Origin of the sequence: Qipengyuania pacifica (assembly GCF_019857205.1) — a bacterium.
In the GTDB taxonomy this organism is placed as follows: domain Bacteria; phylum Pseudomonadota; class Alphaproteobacteria; order Sphingomonadales; family Sphingomonadaceae; genus Qipengyuania; species Qipengyuania pacifica.
This window is the reverse complement of sequence record NZ_JAHWXO010000005.1, coordinates 141,848-159,313: the sequence shown is the minus strand read 5'-3', so window position 1 is coordinate 159,313 and position 17,466 is coordinate 141,848. Positions and strand designations below refer to the sequence as shown.

Sequence of the window (17,466 nt, the reverse complement as noted above, 5' to 3'; positions counted from 1 at the left end):
CTGTGATTAGTTACTTTTGAAACCACCTAGCAAATCCCAGAGGATTGAAATGACCGATCTCTTCGAAAATCCAATCGGACTCGACGGATTCGAGTTCGTCGAATTCTGCGCTCCCGAAAAAGGCGTCGTCGAACCGGTCTTTAAAGCGATGGGATTTACCCATGTGGGCACGCACCGATCGAAGGACGTGGATCTCTGGCGTCAGGGTCAGATCAACCTCATCCTCAACTACGAACCGCGAAGCGCCGCATGGTTTTTTGCGCGCGAGCACGGCCCCTCGGCATGCGGCATGGGTTTCAGGGTTCGCGATGCGAAGAAGGCCTATGAAGAACTTCTCGATAAAGGTGCAGAACCCGTCGCGGTGGAAACCGGCCCGATGGAGCTGCGCATCCCTGCCATCCGTGGCATCGGCGGTGCTATCGTTTATCTCATTGACCGTTATGCAGATGCAGAAGGCGACGGCCTCTCCATCTACGATATCGATTTCGAATATCTCGATGGTGTCGAAAAGTGGCCTATTGGAGCCGGCTTCAACGTGATCGATCACTTGACGCACAATGTTTATAACGGACGCATGAAATACTGGGCGGATTATTACGAGACGCTCTTCAACTTCCGCGAAATCCGCTTTTTCGACATCAAGGGTGAGTATACCGGCCTGACATCCAAAGCATTGACCGCGCCTGATGGCAAAATTCGCATTCCGCTCAACGAGGAAGGTGAAGGCGGTAAGGGCCAGATCGAAGAGTTCCTCAAGGAATTCAACGGAGAGGGTATCCAGCACATTGCCTTGATCTGCGACGATCTTGTGCAGGCCTGGGACAATCTGAAGAACCTTGGCGTTCCCTTCATGACCGCCCCGCCCGAAACCTATTACGAAATGCTGCCCGACCGCTTGCCCGATCACGGGGAGCCAGTGGATGAATTGAAAGCCCGCGGGATCCTGCTCGATGGTACGACAGAAGGCGGGCACCCGCGTCTGCTGCTGCAGATTTTTGCCGAAGCGCAGGTCGGTCCGGTGTTCTTCGAATTCATCCAGCGCAAGGGTGACGAAGGTTTCGGTGAAGGGAATTTCAAGGCGCTGTTCGAGAGCATGGAGCGCGACCAGATTAAGCGCGGCGCCCTCAGCGTTGAGGACGCCAAGACAGTCGAGACGGAGCCCGCAGAATGAGCGAAGCACCTGTTCATCCCGTGAAACTGGCTGGCGTCCACCATGCGGCCTATCGCTGCAAGGATGCCAAGGAAACGGTCGAATGGTACGGCAAAGTACTCGGCATGGATTACACGACGGCCTTTGCAGAGGATCACGTGCCATCCACGGGCGATTACGACCCTTACATGCACGTTTTCCTCGATGCGGGTAATGGCAATATCCTAGCCTTCTTCGAACTGCCAAATCAGAAAGACATGGGCCGGGACGAAAATACCCCGGCTTGGGTCCAGCATCTCGCTTTCAAAGTTGGCAGCGAAGAAGAATTGCTCGCGGCTAAGACGCATGTCGAGAGCTTGGGCATCGAGGTTCTGGGTCCAACTCACCACGGCATTTTCAAATCGATCTACTTCTTTGATCCGAATGGTCATCGGGTAGAACTAGCCACGGATATCGGCACCGATGAACAGTACGCCGAATTGAAGCGTGTTGCCCCCATGATGCTGGACGAATGGAGCCAGACTAAGAAAGCTCCGAGGCACGCCGATTGGCTGCATGAAATCGCTCGCAAGGAACACGCCGGAAGCTAGCCTTTCTAAAGGCCATAGCCAGCAATTCGGAACCCTTTGTGCAACCCTCCCGTTGCCTCGCAAAGGGAGTTTTCTGCGACGTGAATTATATCGCAACGCTGCGCACGCAGTTGCAAACCATGGGCAAAGGCTTTGTAGAGGCGCTGCCCAGCCTTGCGATTGCATTCTTCATCATCCTTATGACGTGGATCGTTGCGCGATTTGCCGTGCGCATTTCCGACGCCGTCGTTGGGCGCACCGAGATACGCAGCAGCCTGAAGAACCTTATCGATACGCTCGTCAGGCTCGGGATCTGGACCCTCGGCATCTTCATCGCGGCGGTGGTGGTCATCCCCGATCTCACGCCGGCCAGCCTGCTTGCCGGGCTCGGTATCGGAGCCGTGGCGATTGGTTTTGCCTTCCAAGACATCTTCGAGAATTTCCTGGCAGGCGTGCTCATCATGCTGCGGGAAAAAATGCGCATCGGCGACGTGATCGAATGCGAAGATATCACCGGCAAGGTCGAACACATCACATTACGCGAAACGCATGTGCGCAAACTGTCCGGCGAACTCACAGTCGTGCCGAACTCCATCCTTTTCAAGAACCCGGTTGAAATCTTTACCGATGTCGATCAGCGCCGGCATCAGGTTGTAGTCGGCGTGTCATACGACACGCAGCTCGATCATGCTGCCGCTATCATCCGCCGGGCGGTCGAAGATGTCGATGACGTACTCGCCAGCAAGGGCGTTGATATCTTTGCGCAGGAATTCAATTCCAGTTCCGTCGACTTTCTCATCCGATGGTGGGCCGGGTCGACGCCGCGTGCGGGTTGGGAAAGCAAGGACAAGGTTATCCGTGCGATCAAGGCCGCGCTGGATGACGCCGGGATCGAAATTCCTTTCCCCTATGTGACGCATACTTTCAAAGAAACGGTGCCCGTTAGTCAGTTGGGTGACACGACGCAAAAGACACCATAAAGGTCCGAACACAGGACCGGCTTTCGCGGTCAGATTCAGGGTAATATCGGTGACCCATGCACCAAGACGTTGGGCGTGAGCCAGCCTACGCGACTGACCGGCGCTCAGGAAACTTCACTGGCAATTGCTGCGGCAGTGGTCACTGCTAACGCCTACTACATCCATCCGATAATCGCCGAAGTGGCCGATTATTTCGGGGTCAGTCATTCCCGAATCGGTTTAGTCCCGGCACTCAACCAGATCGCTCTGGCCGTAGGCATTTTTCTGCTCCTTCCGCTTGGCGATCGTATTTCGAACCGCAGGCTGACGATTACCTTTGCTGCTGGTCAGACCGCTTCGATCGCGCTGATGGCCATCGCTCGAGGTTTCACGCTATTCGTCATCGGGTCCACGATGCTCGGCTTTTTCACCATAGCGCCCTATCTTTTGCCGGCCTACGCTTCGAAGCGTGTTGCGCCGGAACGACTGGGTCAGGTGACGGCGAAATTGGCTGCGGGCGTTATTCTCGGGATCCTCGTTGCACGGGTGGGTGCTGGTGTGGTTGCCGAGCATTTCGGATGGCGAATGATCTATTGGATCGCAGCGGCACTGATGTTGGCTGTCACACTCGCCTTGCCGCGACTAATGGAAGGTGGGGAGCGATCTGCACGAGACCGGCAGTCCTATCTGAATCTCTTAGTCTCAGTATTCCCATTGATAGGCAAGCATCGGGAGATACTGTTTTCGGGCGCGATCCAGGCGCTGAACTTCGGTCAGTTCATTGCCGTATGGCTCGGCCTTGCACTTTATTTGACCTCTCCCGAAATGGGGTATGGGACGGACACGGTCGGGTATCTTGCGGGCCTTGCTGCGATCTCCATTTTTTCCACGCCCCGGCTTGGGCGATGGGCCGACGAAGTCGGCGCCCGCAAGGCGCGGGCGATCTTCGCGTTCTGTCAACTCGCAGGCATCTTGCTCCTCTGGCCCCTCGGCGGCTCGCTCTGGACCCTCATAATCCCGCTCATGATCACGAATTTCGTGGGCCCGGGTGTCGATGTAACCGGTCGAATGACTTTCCTCGCACTCGATCCGGGTGTGCGAACGCGGTTGACCACGGTTTACGTTGTCATGATGTTCATCGGTGGCGGCATCGGCAGCTATGCTGGCACGGCCGTTTACGACGCGTTCGGATGGGCAGGAACCTGTGGCCTACTTGCTCTGTGCTCGCTTGCACTAGCTTCTCTCGCGACCGCAGCCAGACGGTTCGGCCGATAAATGGCCACGGTGCCTCTTGATCTCGCATCCCATCACGTACACCCGGACCCGTCCCACTCAATGAGCACCCACGTTCTGACCTGACCATACTTTTAAGTATAATGGTGCGGTTCTGCAGTAGCGCGCTCTTAACATGCTGCAGGTTAAGCTCCGACGATCTCATTTAAACTAGGAACGTCAGTGGTCGCAGAATCGATAGAAGAGAGGCGTTTGGCAGCGCCCGCTTCCAAAGAAAAGTTCGGGGCGGGATCGGAACCCGCCTATGACGCGATCACCAAATTCGCTTCGAACGTGTTTGACGTTCCCATAAGTATTCTTTCGCTTGTTTTAGAAGATGAGCATGGGTTCAAGTCTGGCCATGGCCTCGACATGTACAACGTTGAGAGGGCGCGCGCTTTGTGCGCGCATGTACTCGGTACGCTCGAGCCGTTAATAGTCCTGGACGCCCGCTTCGATCAACACGTCCCCGGCGCTCCAGCCTTTGACGGCGAGGAGGAACTACGTTTTTTTGCCGGGGTTCCGCTCCTCAATTCGAGTGGTCACCCCCTGGGTGTGTTATGCATCGGCGACACCCGCCCGCGCGAAAGCTTTGATGCCAACACATGTGAGAAGCTTAAAGATCTTGCCGCCCTAGCCACTGCCTTGGTGGAGGAAAGCCGCACCAGTCTGCCAGATCGTGCGATCAGCAGTTTTGCGAAAGTTATGGGGCTGGCGTTGATAACGTCGAACGCAGCTGGGAAAATCACTTACTGGAACCCCGCCGCAGAGGATATCTTCGGATATTCGGCATCGGAAGCTATCGGTAAACCCATCGAAATCATCATCCCAGCAAGGTTCCGTGACCATCATGTCGCGGGAATGAAGCGTGTTTCCACGACCGGTGTGTCCAATTTGTCGGGCAAAACGATTGAGCTCGTCGCTGTTCGCAAGAACGGAAGTGAGTTTCCTGTCGAAATGAGACTTGCGAGCTGGCTTGGTCCCGATGGTATCGAAATCGGCGCGCAAATCCACGACATCACCGACCGTCGGGAGCGCGAACTTCGGCTGGAACACCTTGCCCATCACGATGCGCTTACCGGTCTAGCCAATCGCAATGGCTTCTCCAAAAAGCTGGAAGCGGTGATCGCTCGCGGGCACGCTACGGTATTCGCCATCGATCTTGATCGCTTCAAGGAGGTCAATGACACGTTCGGTCATGCGGTTGGCGACACTTTGCTCCAAGGCGTCGCCGTCCGCCTCGTTGGCCTACTCGAACCTAGCGCAATAGTTGCACGTCTGGGGGGAGACGAATTCGCAATACTGCTTCCGGGGAATGGAGCACAAAGCAGTGCGACGGCAACAGCTCAGCGACTGAATGACGCCTTTAAAGAGCCCTTCGTGCTGTCCGGGCACCGCATGCAAATCGGACTGAGCATTGGAATTGGCCTCGCGCCGCTTCATGCCGAAGATGCCGAAGAACTATTGCTGAGGGCCGATCTTGCCCCTCTCGAAGCGAAGAAGACCGGCCAGGACAACATCCGCGTCTTCGACCCTCCGATTGCCAACCAATTGACCGCGCGGCGAGCGTTCAAAGACGAGCTGCGCCTAGCGACCGAGCGCGGGGAATGGGAACTCACGTATCAGCCTCAGGTCCGGCTGTCCGATCAGGAGCTTATCGGTGTGGAAGCGCTGTTGCGTTGGAAGCACCCGGAACGCGGGCTGCTTTTCCCAGCGGACTTTTTGAACACCCTCGAAACGCATCTCGTCGCTCATGAGGCGGCGAGTGGGTCATAGATGAAGCGTGCCGACAAATGGCGGTCTGGCGAATGCTGGGCCTGGATGTGCAACGCATGGCATTGAACCTGTTCGCGGCCCAATTCACTAACGGCAATTTGGGAAAGACTATTGGTCAGGCATTGGAGAAACACGCTCTCTCGCCAGCGGACATCGAAATAGAAATCACGGAAACGATCGCGCTGCGCTCGGACGATCAAATTTTGACAGCGTTAAGTGAGCTACGGGATTGCGGAATCAACATAGCTTTTGATGACTTCGGGACCGGCTTTGCATCGCTTTCCACACTGGCACGTCTCCCTGTTACAAGGCTGAAAATCGACCGTTCCTTCGTTCAGGATCTTTGCAACAGGCCTCAAGGCGCAGCGATTGTATCTGCCGTGATTTCTCTCGGGCGGAGCCTCAACTTGGAGGTAACTGCCGAAGGGATCGAAACCGACGAGCAAAGAATTCGCCTGCTGGCTCTCGGTTGCCGGGAAGGACAGGGTTATCTATTCGGTAAACCCGTTACGGCGAGCGATGATTGCTGGCTTGATCGTAAGTGGCTCCCAGCAAAAAGAGCTTCGAACGCGTAGTTTTAGTTCGAGATTGAATTGCCGGTTCACCGGTTTGCGCCTGAATCGAAAAATCCAAGAATACTGCCAGTTTTCGAAAAATGGTGCGCCCGACAGGATTCGAACCTGTGGCCCCCAGATTAGGAATCTGATGCTCTATCCTACTGAGCTACGGGCGCGCCGGTGCCTCGTATAGCGGCTCGAACCGCCGAGGCAATCAGTTGAGTTCTTCTGGTGGTGCTACCGGTACGAGAAGAGGTGCGACAGAGATTCCTTCGGCCATCATGTCCTCCGCCTCGTCTCTGGTGGCGCGACCGTGAATCGGGGCCTCATCGGCTTCGCCGTAATGCATTTCGCGAGCCTTCTCGGCGAATTTGTCGCCAACCCATGTGCTGCTCTCCAGCGCTTTCGCCTGAGCTTTCGCCAGCTTTTCCAACGCTTTTTTCACCTCGGCTGGCATTTCGCCTTTGACTACCTGAGTGGTTTCGGCGGGCGCATGCGATCGGGTATTGCTCTTGGCTGGCACTGACGGGGCCATTGGCGCCTTGCCGATTTCCTCGCTGCCGCACTGCGGGCAGACGAGCAAGCCGCCTGCTTTCTGGTCAGCATAATCATCCGACGAGCCGAACCAGCCCTCAAACCGATGGCCTTCGCTACAGGAGAGATCGAACACTATCATGTGGCGGCCTATTTCGCTATTTCTCGTCTATTGGCAAGGCTTGGCACCTGCGCGCGAACTTCAGCAATTCTGGCAAGATCGATATCGCAGTAAGCAAGCGCCGCGTCGTCGCCCTCCATTTCAAGCAAGACGTCGCCCCAGGGGTCCACAACCATGCTATGGCCATAGGTCCGACGCCCGTCGGCGTGTTCACCCACCTGCGCCGCGGCAACGACGAAAGCGCTCGCTTCAATCGCCCGGGCCCTTTGGAGAACATTCCAATGAGCCCTACCAGTCGGTACGGTGAAGGCTGCAGGAATGGAGATGCAATCGCACTGCGCCCTACCCAACTGCTCGTACAGTGCTGGAAAACGAATATCGTAGCAAACCGACAGGCCCAGTCGCCCAACCGGAGTTCCGGGGACCGTGACCACCTCTTGCCCTGGCTCGTAAGCGTTCGATTCTCGCCAGCTTTCCCCACTGTCGAGATCGACGTCGAACATATGTATCTTGTCGTAGCGGCCCGCGATGTTTCCGTTTGGATCAATCACGAAAGCGCGATTTGCCCATCTGTCATTTGGAGACTTTACGGCAAGCGATCCGAGCGAAACCCAAATGCCCGCCCGATGTGCAGCATCCCGTGCCCTGGCAAGCGCAGGCGTGTCGCTTTCCAAGACTATCGACTTCGCAGCCCGTTTTCGATCGCGATCGAGCAGGCCCGACATTTCCGGCGTGAATATCATGGCAGCGCCATTGTCCGCCGCAGAAACAATGGCGTCTTCAATGGCTGTGGCGTTTTCTTCGGGATCGATACCCGAAGTCATCTGCAAGATGGCAATGCGGGGCATTCAACCCGTCAGCATAGCGTCGAGTTTTCCATCCCGCTCGAGCGCCGAGAGGTCGTCCGATCCACCCACATGGGTATCTCCGATAAATATCTGCGGCACGGTCGTGGCCTGCGGCGCCCGAGCCAGCATTTCGTCACGCTTTGACCCGCCCATGGTGATGTCGAATTCGTTATACTCGACCCCTTTTTCATCGAGCAGGCGCTTGGCGCGAAAACAGAATCCGCAACCAAACTTGGTGTAGATATCGACTTGCGGCTGACTCATGAAATTCCTCTATCTTTCCAACGCCCGAAATAGCGTGCGCCTGGTCTACTTGAAAGCCCGATCCGTGAACCTATTTCGGAATCGTTGCCATGCCTCGCATGGCGACGACGGGGTGCCGAATGCGGGCCTCGTCTGGTTAAAATCGCTCACAAGAGGATTTGTTTCGATGAACCGTATGGACCTTACACCTTTCCGCCGCTCCACCGTAGGTTTCGATCGTGTATTCGACCTGATGGAACGACAGGCGCGCAACGCCGGCGGAGATAACTACCCCCCCTTCAATATCGAGCGCCGCGGCGATGACGATTATCGCATCACGCTGGCAGTTGCAGGATTCCGCTCGGGTGATCTCGACATCGTCGCGCAGCAAAATCTGCTGGTCGTAACCGGCAAGAAGCGTGACGAATTCAACGAAGGCGAAATGCTGCATATCGGCATTGCCAACCGCGGATTCGAACGCCGGTTCGAACTGGCGGATTACGTGCGGGTGGACAATGCGGACCTTGCTGATGGGCTGCTTGTCATCGACCTCGTTCGCGAAGTCCCCGATGCGATGAAGCCGAAGAAGATCGCTATCGGCGGACAGCAACCGCTCGAAGTGGTCAAGACTGACAAGGAAGACGGCACCAAGGCCGCCTGATCATCTGGTCAATCTGGTGAAAATGTAGGGGGCGGAACAAAAGTTCCGCCCCCGCGACGCTTTACGCCGCCCAGCCCCGAAATCGGCCGTCCGGGTCGCAGAAGACGACCGTCATCGGGGCAAGCCCCACCGCATGTTGGCGAAGCGCATCTCTCTACCCTCTGTCCTCTGATGCGGATCTGACAGGATTTTGCACCAGATGTATCAAAAGATAAAGCGTCGACGGCTGGGCGCGATGATTTTGTCGCCTCGTTACAAGCGACCGAAAATCATTGATCTGCGATTTCAGTGAGTTGCCGTATCGGCTGCTTTTTACCCCGTCAGACCAGCCTGGCCTGTTCGAGCGCAGCGCCAACAAAACCGGCGAACAGCGGGTGCGGATCGAACGGCTTGGACTTCAGTTCCGGATGGAACTGTACCCCTATGAACCATGGGTGATCCGGCCGTTCTACGATTTCGGGAAGCAACCCGTCCGGCGACATTCCCGAGAACACGAGACCCTGACTTTCCAGGGAATCGATATAGGCGCTGTTGACCTCGTACCGATGACGATGGCGTTCGGAAATCATCGTATTGCCACCGTAAATTTGCGACACGTGGCTGTTCGCGGAAAGCTTGGCATCATACGCGCCCAAGCGCATCGTTCCGCCCAGATCGCCGCCTGCCTCACGCGTTTGCAGGCCTTCTTCCGTCATCCATTCGGTAATGATGCCGACGACCGGCTCGGCCGTTTCGCCGAACTCGGTCGAGCTGGCGCTGGCATAGCCTGCGGAACGTGCCGCTTCGATGCAGGCCATTTGCATACCCAGACAAATGCCGAGAAACGGCACCTTGCGTTCGCGTGCGAAACGGACCGCGGCGATCTTGCCTTCGCTACCACGCTCGCCAAAGCCACCGGGCACCAGGATAGCGTGCATTGGCTCCAGCTTCGCGGCAATATCGGCGTCGTCGCCTTCAAATATTTCCGCATCGATCCACTTTGTGTTGACCTTCACCCGGTGCGCCATACCGCCGTGAACCAACGCTTCATTGAGCGACTTGTACGCGTCCTGCAGGCCGACATACTTTCCGACCACGCCGATCGTGACTTCGCCTTCCGGATTGGAATGGCGGTCCACTACATCGTACCAGCGCGACAGATCGGGGTCTGGCGCATCGGTAATGCCAAAGGCGCGTAGCACTTCGGCGTCCAGCCCTTCACCGTGATATTGCAACGGCACGGAATAGATCGAGGGTGCGTCCAGTGCCGGAATCACGGCCTCCTGTCGCACGTTACAGAACTGCGCGATCTTGCGCCGTTCGCTGTCGGGGATTGGGTGTTCCGCCCGGCAAAGCAGGACATCGGGCTTGATTCCGAGGCTCGCCAGTTCGCGTACTGAATGCTGGGTCGGCTTCGTCTTCAACTCACCCGCCGCAGCAATATAGGGCACGAGGGTGACATGCACGCTCAGCGTCTGCCATGGCTCCAGCTCATTTCGAAGCTGGCGGATTGCTTCCATGAACGGCAGCCCTTCGATATCGCCAACCGTGCCGCCGATCTCACACAGGATGAAATCGTGATCGTCCTGACCGGCAAGCGCGAAGGCCTTGATCTCGTCCGTGACGTGCGGAACCACCTGCACCGTCGCGCCGAGATAATCCCCCCGCCGCTCTTTGGCGATGATGTCCTGATAGATACGACCGGATGTAATGTTGTCGCCCTGATGCGCCGACACCCCGGTAAAGCGTTCGTAATGGCCCAGATCCAGGTCCGTTTCCGCCCCATCGTCCGTCACATAGACTTCGCCATGCTGATACGGGGACATCGTCCCTGGATCGACATTGAGATAGGGGTCGAACTTTCGAATACGGACCTTGTAGCCACGCGCCTGGAGGAGAGCAGCAAGCGATGCTGCCATGAGACCTTTGCCGAGCGAGGAGACCACGCCGCCGGTGATAAATATATACCGCGCCATGGGAGTCGGGCCTTAAGCTTAGTGTTTGAGTCGGGGCAAGCGCAAACAGCTGCAAATCGCGCCGAGCATGCGGCGCAATCCACAAGCCTGCGATGTTCTGAAGATTATTCGGCTGGGGTTGCTAGCGGATCGGGATTCGCGGGCGCTTCCTGTCCGGTGGCGGCAGGCTGGTTAGTGGTTGCCGGGCCGAGCGGGTCTGCGGGCGCGGCCGGAGCGACCGTACGATCAAGTGTCGATTCGATTGCATCGCCGCCAGTCGTCTCGACCGCAACTGCAGCAAGACCGATCGACAGGACCACAAAAAGAATGGCAAGCCACTTGGTGGACCGGGTCAGAAAGTCCGCGGCACCGCGGGCACTCAGCATGCCGGACGGGCTGCCGCCCACTCCGAGGCCGCCGCCTTCCGAACGTTGCATCAGGATGACGCCGACTAGCGCGGCTGCGACGATCGCCTGAACGACGGTAAGGAAGAGGAACATGCGAGTACTCTTGGAATGTGATTGGCTGGGCTCACGCGCATTTAGGCGCGCGAGCGGAAAACGGCAAGGCGGGCCTGCTTATACCTCTTCGGCTTCCGAGGCGCCCACAACGATGCCGAGGAAGTTTTCGGCCGAAAGGCTGGCACCGCCGACAAGCGCGCCACCCACTTCCGGCACCGCAAGAATCTCGCGCGCGTTATCCGGCTTCACCGAACCGCCATAAAGAATGCGAACCTTGGCAGAAACATCTTCGCCAAAGGTCTCATCCAGTAGAGCGCGTATAGCGCGGTGCATGGCGGCAATGTCTTCGGCCGTCGCGGTACGGCCCGTGCCGATGGCCCAGATCGGCTCATACGCGATCGTGAGCCGGTCTGCCGGATCCTGAAAAATCGGCAACGCTGCGCGTAGCTGACCCAGAACGAAGCTTTCCGCCTCTCCCGCATCGCGGGTTTCCAGCGATTCGCCACAGCACAGTATCACGCGAAGGCCGGCTTCGAGCGCCGATTCGATCTTCGCGTTGATCAATTCGTTGGTTTCGGCATGGTCCTGGCGCCGTTCGCTGTGTCCCAGTATGACGAACTTCGCGCCGGCGTCGGCCACCATCGATGCATTGATATCACCCGTGTGCGCGCCTTCGGCGCCGGAATGGCAATCCTGTGCACCGATCCCGATCTGTTCGGCTTCCTTATGAACCGCGTGAATCAGAGTGTAAGGTGGCGCCACGGCAACCTCGACCTTCATGTAGCGCTGGGCCGCACGATCGATGGCGCGCGCTTCCGAAAGCATGGCGCGCGTGCCGTTCATTTTCCAGTTTCCAACGATGTAGGGCCGTTCGGCCATGGGTACGTCCTGCAAATTGTCTGAGTGAGGGCCCCGCTATATGGGGCAAGAGTTGCGCTCCGCTAGACAAGGTTTCTTCCCGCGTCAAAACCCTTTGCAGCCTGTTGCTCATGGGTCGCAGGGCGGATAAAGCGCCCCAACCCGTTCCGGCCCCGCCAGAACGACAGCAGCAACCCGATGGGATCGCCCGCAGATCATGTTCCAGTTCTTCCGCAACTTCTTCAAGACCAAACTCGGCCTTGCCATTTCTCTGGCATTTCTTGGACTTATAGCCCTCGCCTTTGCCAGCGCAGACGTTTCCAGCACCGGCACATTCGGTGGAATCGCAGGCGGTGATCGCGTCGCCGTGGTCGGCGATGAAAAGATCGGCACTGCCGACCTGGTAGTGGCTGCGAATAGTGGCCTCGACCGTCTTCGGCAGGAAGATCCCACGCTTTCCATGCCGGAATTCGTCGGCAGCGGTCAGCTGGAACTGGTTCTGGAAGCTCTGATCGATCGTAACGCGATCCAGGGATACGCCAGAAAATATGGGTTTCGTGCCGGAGAGAATCTGCTGAACAGCGAAATTCGCATGATCCCCGCCTTTCGCGGCGCGGACGGCAATTTCGACGAACAGACGTATCGCCAGGCGCTGGCCATGCAACGGATCAGCGACGCTCAGGTCCGCAGCGATCTCGGTGTCGGCCTGCTTTCGCAGCAATTGCTGATTCCGGCCAGTTTCGGGGCGTCGGTGCCGAACAAGCTGGCCTACCGCTATGCACAGTTGTTCAAAGAACGCCGCCAGGGTTCAATCGCCCTTCTGCCCGCTGCAACGTACGCCCCGTCGGGCGCCGCCGATCCTGAAGTTCTACGTGCTTATTACAACGCCAACCGGGAAGCTTTCGTCCGCCCCGAGCGCCGCGTGATCCGCTACGCTACGTTCGATTCTGATGCCTTGGGCGACCGGATCGAACCGACCGAAGCCGAGATCGCAGCCCGCTACAAGCGCGACGCCGAACAATATGCCGCAAGCGAAACGCGGAACTTCACGCAATTGATCGTACCCACCGAAGCTGCGGCAAAGTCGATTCGCGACCGCGTTGCTGGCGGCGCCTCCTTCGAACAGGTCGCACGGGAAGCGGGTCTGCGCGCGTCGCCGGTGGTGGACGTCACACGCAGTGCCTTGGCCGCGCAATCCTCTCCCGCCGTTGCCGCAGCATATTTCGCCGCGGCAGATGGCGCGATGACAACGCCCGCCCGCAGTTCACTTGGCTGGCACGTCGCACGCATCGATTCGGTGGAGGCCACCCCGGCCCGCACCCTTGCCGATGTTCGCGGAGAAATCTCCGACACGCTTCGCGAAGAAAAGCGCGTTCGCGGCCTCGCCGATCTCGCTACCGAGATTGAGGAGCAGTTGCGTGACGGTGCTACGCTCGCCGAAGTTGCCGACGATCTGGATCTTCAGCTGTCGAACGTCGGACCGACGCTCGCCGACGGCCGCATGTTCGAAAATCCGGAACAGTCCGTGCCCGACGTCCTGCGCCCCGCACTTGCCACGGCTTTTCAGATGGAAGTGGAAGAGCCCGAGATCGCACCTGTCGATGGCGGACAGACTTATCTCGTTTATGAAGTCGGCGACATCACCGGCGCCGCTGTCGCCCCCTACCAGGAAATCGAACAGCTCGTCGAAGCGCGCTGGCGTGCAACGGAGGGCATGAAGGCTGCACAGGCCGCTGCCGATCGGGTGATGGCCCGGGTGCGTAAAGGCAGCACGATGCAGGCGGCCCTTGCTGCAGAAGACCGCCGCGTGCCCCCGGCTCAATCGGTTGATATGACGCGCGAGGATCTCGCTCGCCAGCGCGAGCAGCGCGTACCGCCGCCTCTCGCCCTCCTGTTCAGCATGGCGGAGGGCACCACGAAAAAGCTCGATGCCGGCGGCAACACCGGGTTCTTCGTGGTCAAGGTCAACGACATTACCATGGACGACATCGCCAAGGACGACCCGCTGATCGAACAGGCGACCCGTCAGATGGGCCCCCTGATCGGCGAAGAATATGCCGAACAGCTCCGCCTCGCCATGCGTGAAGAGCTGGGTGTATCGCGCAATCCGTCGGCTATCGATGCTGTTCGCAAGCAGCTGATCGGCAACTGAGGCGCATTTGAGCACAAGTCTCAAAGGCGTCGACCAGGCGCGTGAAGCGCTGGCTGACGGCAGGCCTGCGCTGGTCTGGCGGCAGGTGGTCGCAGATACCGAAACGCCTGTCGGGGCGGCGCTCAAGCTATTTTGCGAAGGCCGCGGCGATTTCCTGCTCGAGTCGGTGGAAGGCGGCGACGTGCGCGGCCGTTACAGTCTCATGGGTCTCGATCCGGATCTCGTGTTCAGGGCGACCGGCGATCGGGCGGAGATCAATCGCGACTGGCAGAACGATCACCATGCCTTTCACGCTTGTGAAGGTGGCACCCTAGAAAATCTTCGCGCATTGGTGGAATCCTGCCGCTGCGATGTGCCCAGTGAATTGCCGCCAGCCCTTGCCTGCCTTGTCGGCCATTTCGGCTACGAAACGATCGGGCTCGTGGAGAAGCTGCCCCGCCCTCCACATGGCGAACTCGATCTGCCGGACATGCTGTTTGTCCGGCCCACTGTCCTGCTTGTTTTCGACCGGCTGAGCGACGCGCTGTTCTGCGTCGCACCCGTCTGGGACGAATTGGCGATGGAGCTTGCTGGCGAACGGATCGACGACGTTCTGCGCAAACTTGCTCAGCAATTACCACCATCCGCGAACGCCGTGACGGACCATCCCGAACCTTCCCTGGCCCCGACCATGTCCGCCGCGGATTACGAAGCGATGGTTCTCAAGGCTCAGGACTACATTTCGGCTGGCGACATTTTTCAGGTCGTCCTCTCTCAGCGCTTCACTTCGCCTTTCACACTCCCGCCGATGGACCTCTATCGTGCGTTGCGGCGCGTGAACCCATCGCCTTTTCTTTATTTTCTCGACATGCCCGGCTTTGCCATTGTCGGCTCAAGTCCGGAAATCCTCGTGCGCGTGCGCGATGGCGAGGTCACCATTCGGCCGATTGCCGGCACACGGCCGCGCGGCGCCAATTCTGCGGCAGATCGGCTTGCCGAACAGGACCTGCTCGCCGATCCCAAGGAACGCGCCGAACACCTGATGCTGCTCGATCTCGGACGCAACGATGTCGGCCGCGTCGCCGCATCCGGGACTGTTACCGTGACGGAAAGCTTCACTGTCGAACGCTACAGCCACGTCATGCATATCGTCAGCAACGTCACCGGGCGGCTCGATCCCTCGAAAGATGCGATCGATGCGATGTTCGCCGGCTTCCCTGCGGGCACCGTCAGCGGGGCGCCCAAGGTGCGCGCCTGCGAGATCATCGCCGAACTCGAGCCGGCGACGCGCGGCCCCTACGCTGGGGGCGTCGGCTATTTCGCCCCTGACGGTTCGGTGGACAGCTGCATCGTACTGCGCACAGCCGTGGTGCAGGATGGCATGATGCATGTGCAGGCTGGCGCAGGTATAGTCGCCGACAGCGATCCCGCCTATGAACAGAAAGAATGCGAAGCGAAGGCGAGCGCCCTGCTCGCTGCGGCCAAGGAAGCCGTACGCCTCGCGAGGGAGCCCGGATTCGGTCAATGAGAATTACTATCGCCGCCCTCGCCCTCCTGGCTTTGACTGCTTGCGAAGCGCAGCCCGAAGGCGAACCCGTCGCCCGCGCGCGCATCGATGGCCAAGCGCAGGTGGATCCCACGCCCGATCCGACCCCGACCGAAACGCTCGCAAGCCAGGTCGAAAGCGCCTGCCGTTCGATCATTTTCGAAGATACGCCGGTCACGCATTGCCTTGCCGTCCCGGCGCGTCACAGCATCAGCATGGCACTTGGGCGTGACGGTAAGTTCTATCGCAGCCTGACCGACTTCGCGGCGGCCACCGATGCGCAGACCGTCGCCTTTGCCATGAATGCAGGCATGTTCGACGATGACGGCGAACCGATCGGGTATTTCGTGGAAGATTCGGAACGGCTGCATCCGCTCAATACCGCCGATGGCGAAGGCAACTTCCACATGAACCCCAACGGCGTTTTCTACGGCACCGATGGCGAATGGGCCGTGCGCGCCACGGATTGGTTTCTGGAAAATGTGACGGAGCGTCCTCAATTCGGGACGCAATCCGGCCCCATGCTGGTTGTCGATGGCAAGATTCACCCGGAAATCACGCGCGACGGACCGTCTAAATTCGTGCGCAACGCCGTGGGCGTGGACGATGAAGGTCGCGCGCATTTCGTGATCTCGAATGCGCCGATTTCCTTCGGCAAGCTCGCCCGTTTCTACAAAGACGAGCTCCACGTGAAGAACGCGCTGTATCTGGATGGGAATGTTTCCCAGCTCTGGAACCCCGCCACGGAACGGCTCGATACCGGGGCCCCGATCGGCCCCATCGTCGTGGTTAGAAAGAAAGCTTCCGAATGACCGATACGCGCTGCGCCCTCTATCCCGAGATCGAACCCTATCAAACCGGGATGCTCGATGTCGGCGAAGGCCATTCGCTCTATTGGGAACGTGTCGGCACCAAGGGGGCGAAACCGGCCGTCTTCCTTCACGGCGGTCCGGGTGGCGGGATGTCGCCTGCCCATCGCCGCCAATGGGACCCCGAACTTTACGACGTGCTTCTGTTCGACCAGCGCGGCTGCGGCAAATCGCTTCCTTTCGCTGAAATCGAAAACAACGATACCTGGCGCATAGTCGAAGATATCGAACGTCTGCGCGAAATGTGCGGGCATGAAAAATGGCAGGCTTTCGGCGGTAGCTGGGGCTCCACCCTTGCCCTCGCCTACGCCCAGAAATATCCCGAGCGGGTAAGCGAGCTCGTATTGCGCGGCGTGTTCCTCGGCCGACAAAAGGAAAAGGACTGGCTCTATTCCTACGGCGCCAGCGAAATAATGGCCGAACAGTGGGACGACTTCACCGGCCTCATTCCAGAAGCCGAACGCGGCGACCTCGTGAAGGCCTATCACAAGCGTCTGACCAGCGATGACGAAGACACGCGCCTTGCCGCGGCAAGGGAATGGTCATTGTGGGAAGGAACCGTCGCCACACTTCTTCCCGATCCCGCCCTGCTCGACAGTTTTGCCGATCCTTCCAAGGCCGTTCCCTTTGCCCGCATCTGCGCCAAGTTCTTCCTCGAGGATTTCTTCCTCGAAGAGGCGCAGTTGCTGAAGAACGTCGACAGGCTCGCCGGCATTCCCGGTATCATCGTCCAGGGCCGCCACGACATCTGCACTCCGCCTGTCTCCGCGTGGGAGTTGAAAAAGGCCTGGCCCGAAGCCGACCTTTGGATTGTTCACGATGCGGGGCACAGCGCAGGAGAAACCGGGATCGTCGACGGTTTGGTTAAGGCGACGGACAAGCTGGCAGGCAAGAAAGCCTGACGTCACGCCGACGTTTCGCATCCCGCAGCTTTCCTTGCTTGAAAGCCGCGCATCGCGCCTCCATTGACGCCACGA

At 58.6% G+C, this 17,466-nt stretch carries 17 protein-coding genes and 1 tRNA gene; 11 read left to right on the top strand and 7 right to left on the bottom strand.

What is annotated here, in order from left to right; all coding sequences use genetic code 11:
• Positions 1-49: 49 nt before the first annotated feature.
• The 6 genes from hppD (at position 50) to KYK83_RS17430 (ending at position 6,301) form a co-directional block, all read left to right on the top strand.
• Positions 50-1,171 (top strand): 4-hydroxyphenylpyruvate dioxygenase, encoded by a 1,122-nt coding sequence (hppD, locus tag KYK83_RS09935; RefSeq protein ID WP_222828103.1) that lies wholly within the window; start codon positions 50-52, stop codon positions 1,169-1,171.
• The gene (locus tag KYK83_RS09930) at positions 1,168-1,740 is read left to right on the top strand and encodes a VOC family protein (RefSeq protein ID WP_222828102.1); all 573 of its coding nucleotides are present in this window, start codon (positions 1,168-1,170) and stop codon (positions 1,738-1,740) included. Before hppD ends, KYK83_RS09930 begins: the two co-directional genes overlap by 4 nt.
• Before the next feature lie 80 nt (positions 1,741-1,820).
• Positions 1,821-2,699: a mechanosensitive ion channel family protein gene (locus tag KYK83_RS09925; RefSeq protein WP_346729453.1), complete on the top strand. Its 879-nt coding sequence runs from the start codon at positions 1,821-1,823 to the stop codon at positions 2,697-2,699.
• Positions 2,700-2,774: 75 nt separating this feature from the next.
• Positions 2,775-3,953, top strand: a complete 1,179-nt coding sequence (locus KYK83_RS09920) for an MFS transporter (protein ID WP_222828101.1) — start codon at positions 2,775-2,777, stop codon at positions 3,951-3,953.
• A 210-nt stretch (positions 3,954-4,163) separates the two neighbouring features.
• Positions 4,164-5,726: a sensor domain-containing phosphodiesterase gene (locus tag KYK83_RS09915; protein WP_222828100.1), complete on the top strand. Its 1,563-nt coding sequence runs from the start codon at positions 4,164-4,166 to the stop codon at positions 5,724-5,726.
• Positions 5,727-5,743: 17 nt separating this feature from the next.
• Positions 5,744-6,301: an EAL domain-containing protein gene (locus tag KYK83_RS17430; protein ID WP_222828099.1), complete on the top strand. Its 558-nt coding sequence runs from the start codon at positions 5,744-5,746 to the stop codon at positions 6,299-6,301.
• Positions 6,302-6,382: 81 nt separating this feature from the next.
• On the opposite strand, the gene KYK83_RS09905 is transcribed toward KYK83_RS17430, so the two are convergent.
• From KYK83_RS09905 to grxC, 4 genes are all read right to left on the bottom strand, one after another.
• Positions 6,383-6,459, bottom strand: a tRNA-Arg gene (locus KYK83_RS09905).
• Positions 6,460-6,497: 38 nt separating this feature from the next.
• Positions 6,498-6,959: a DUF1178 family protein gene (locus KYK83_RS09900; protein WP_222828098.1), complete on the bottom strand. Its 462-nt coding sequence runs from the start codon at positions 6,957-6,959 to the stop codon at positions 6,498-6,500.
• Between the two features lie 8 nt (positions 6,960-6,967).
• Positions 6,968-7,786 (bottom strand): carbon-nitrogen hydrolase family protein, encoded by an 819-nt coding sequence (locus KYK83_RS09895; protein WP_222828097.1) that lies wholly within the window; start codon positions 7,784-7,786, stop codon positions 6,968-6,970.
• The gene (gene grxC, locus KYK83_RS09890; protein ID WP_222828096.1) at positions 7,787-8,050 is read right to left on the bottom strand and encodes a glutaredoxin 3; all 264 of its coding nucleotides are present in this window, start codon (positions 8,048-8,050) and stop codon (positions 7,787-7,789) included. It abuts the gene before it with no gap.
• A gap of 166 nt (positions 8,051-8,216) precedes the next feature.
• Between grxC and KYK83_RS09885 the strand changes: the two genes are divergently transcribed.
• Entirely contained in the window at positions 8,217-8,690 is a 474-nt protein-coding gene (locus tag KYK83_RS09885; RefSeq protein ID WP_103023841.1) for an Hsp20 family protein, read from the top strand.
• A 320-nt stretch (positions 8,691-9,010) separates the two neighbouring features.
• Here KYK83_RS09885 and pyrG read toward each other — a convergent pair whose 3' ends face one another.
• From pyrG to tpiA, 3 genes are all read right to left on the bottom strand, one after another.
• Complete coding sequence (gene pyrG, locus KYK83_RS09880; protein WP_222828095.1) at positions 9,011-10,645, bottom strand: CTP synthase; 1,635 nt, start codon at positions 10,643-10,645, stop codon at positions 9,011-9,013.
• Positions 10,646-10,749: 104 nt separating this feature from the next.
• Positions 10,750-11,124: a preprotein translocase subunit SecG gene (secG, locus tag KYK83_RS09875; protein WP_103023788.1), complete on the bottom strand. Its 375-nt coding sequence runs from the start codon at positions 11,122-11,124 to the stop codon at positions 10,750-10,752.
• Between the two features lie 78 nt (positions 11,125-11,202).
• Positions 11,203-11,964 (bottom strand): triose-phosphate isomerase, encoded by a 762-nt coding sequence (gene tpiA, locus KYK83_RS09870; RefSeq protein WP_103023787.1) that lies wholly within the window; start codon positions 11,962-11,964, stop codon positions 11,203-11,205.
• A 196-nt stretch (positions 11,965-12,160) separates the two neighbouring features.
• Between tpiA and KYK83_RS09865 the strand changes: the two genes are divergently transcribed.
• From KYK83_RS09865 to pip, 4 genes are read left to right on the top strand one after another with little or no spacing between them, the layout of a single operon-like run.
• On the top strand, positions 12,161-14,095 hold the full coding sequence (locus tag KYK83_RS09865; protein WP_222828094.1) for a peptidylprolyl isomerase: 1,935 nt from the start codon (positions 12,161-12,163) through the stop codon (positions 14,093-14,095).
• Positions 14,096-14,102: 7 nt separating this feature from the next.
• Entirely contained in the window at positions 14,103-15,602 is a 1,500-nt protein-coding gene (trpE, locus tag KYK83_RS09860; protein ID WP_222828093.1) for an anthranilate synthase component I, read from the top strand.
• Positions 15,599-16,432, top strand: coding sequence for a phosphodiester glycosidase family protein (locus KYK83_RS09855; RefSeq protein WP_222828092.1), 834 nt, complete (start codon positions 15,599-15,601; stop codon positions 16,430-16,432). The genes trpE and KYK83_RS09855 overlap by 4 nt, the downstream gene beginning before the upstream one ends.
• Positions 16,429-17,391 (top strand): prolyl aminopeptidase, encoded by a 963-nt coding sequence (gene pip, locus KYK83_RS09850; RefSeq protein WP_222828091.1) that lies wholly within the window; start codon positions 16,429-16,431, stop codon positions 17,389-17,391. The genes KYK83_RS09855 and pip overlap by 4 nt, the downstream gene beginning before the upstream one ends.
• The last annotated feature ends 75 nt before the right edge of the window (positions 17,392-17,466 follow it).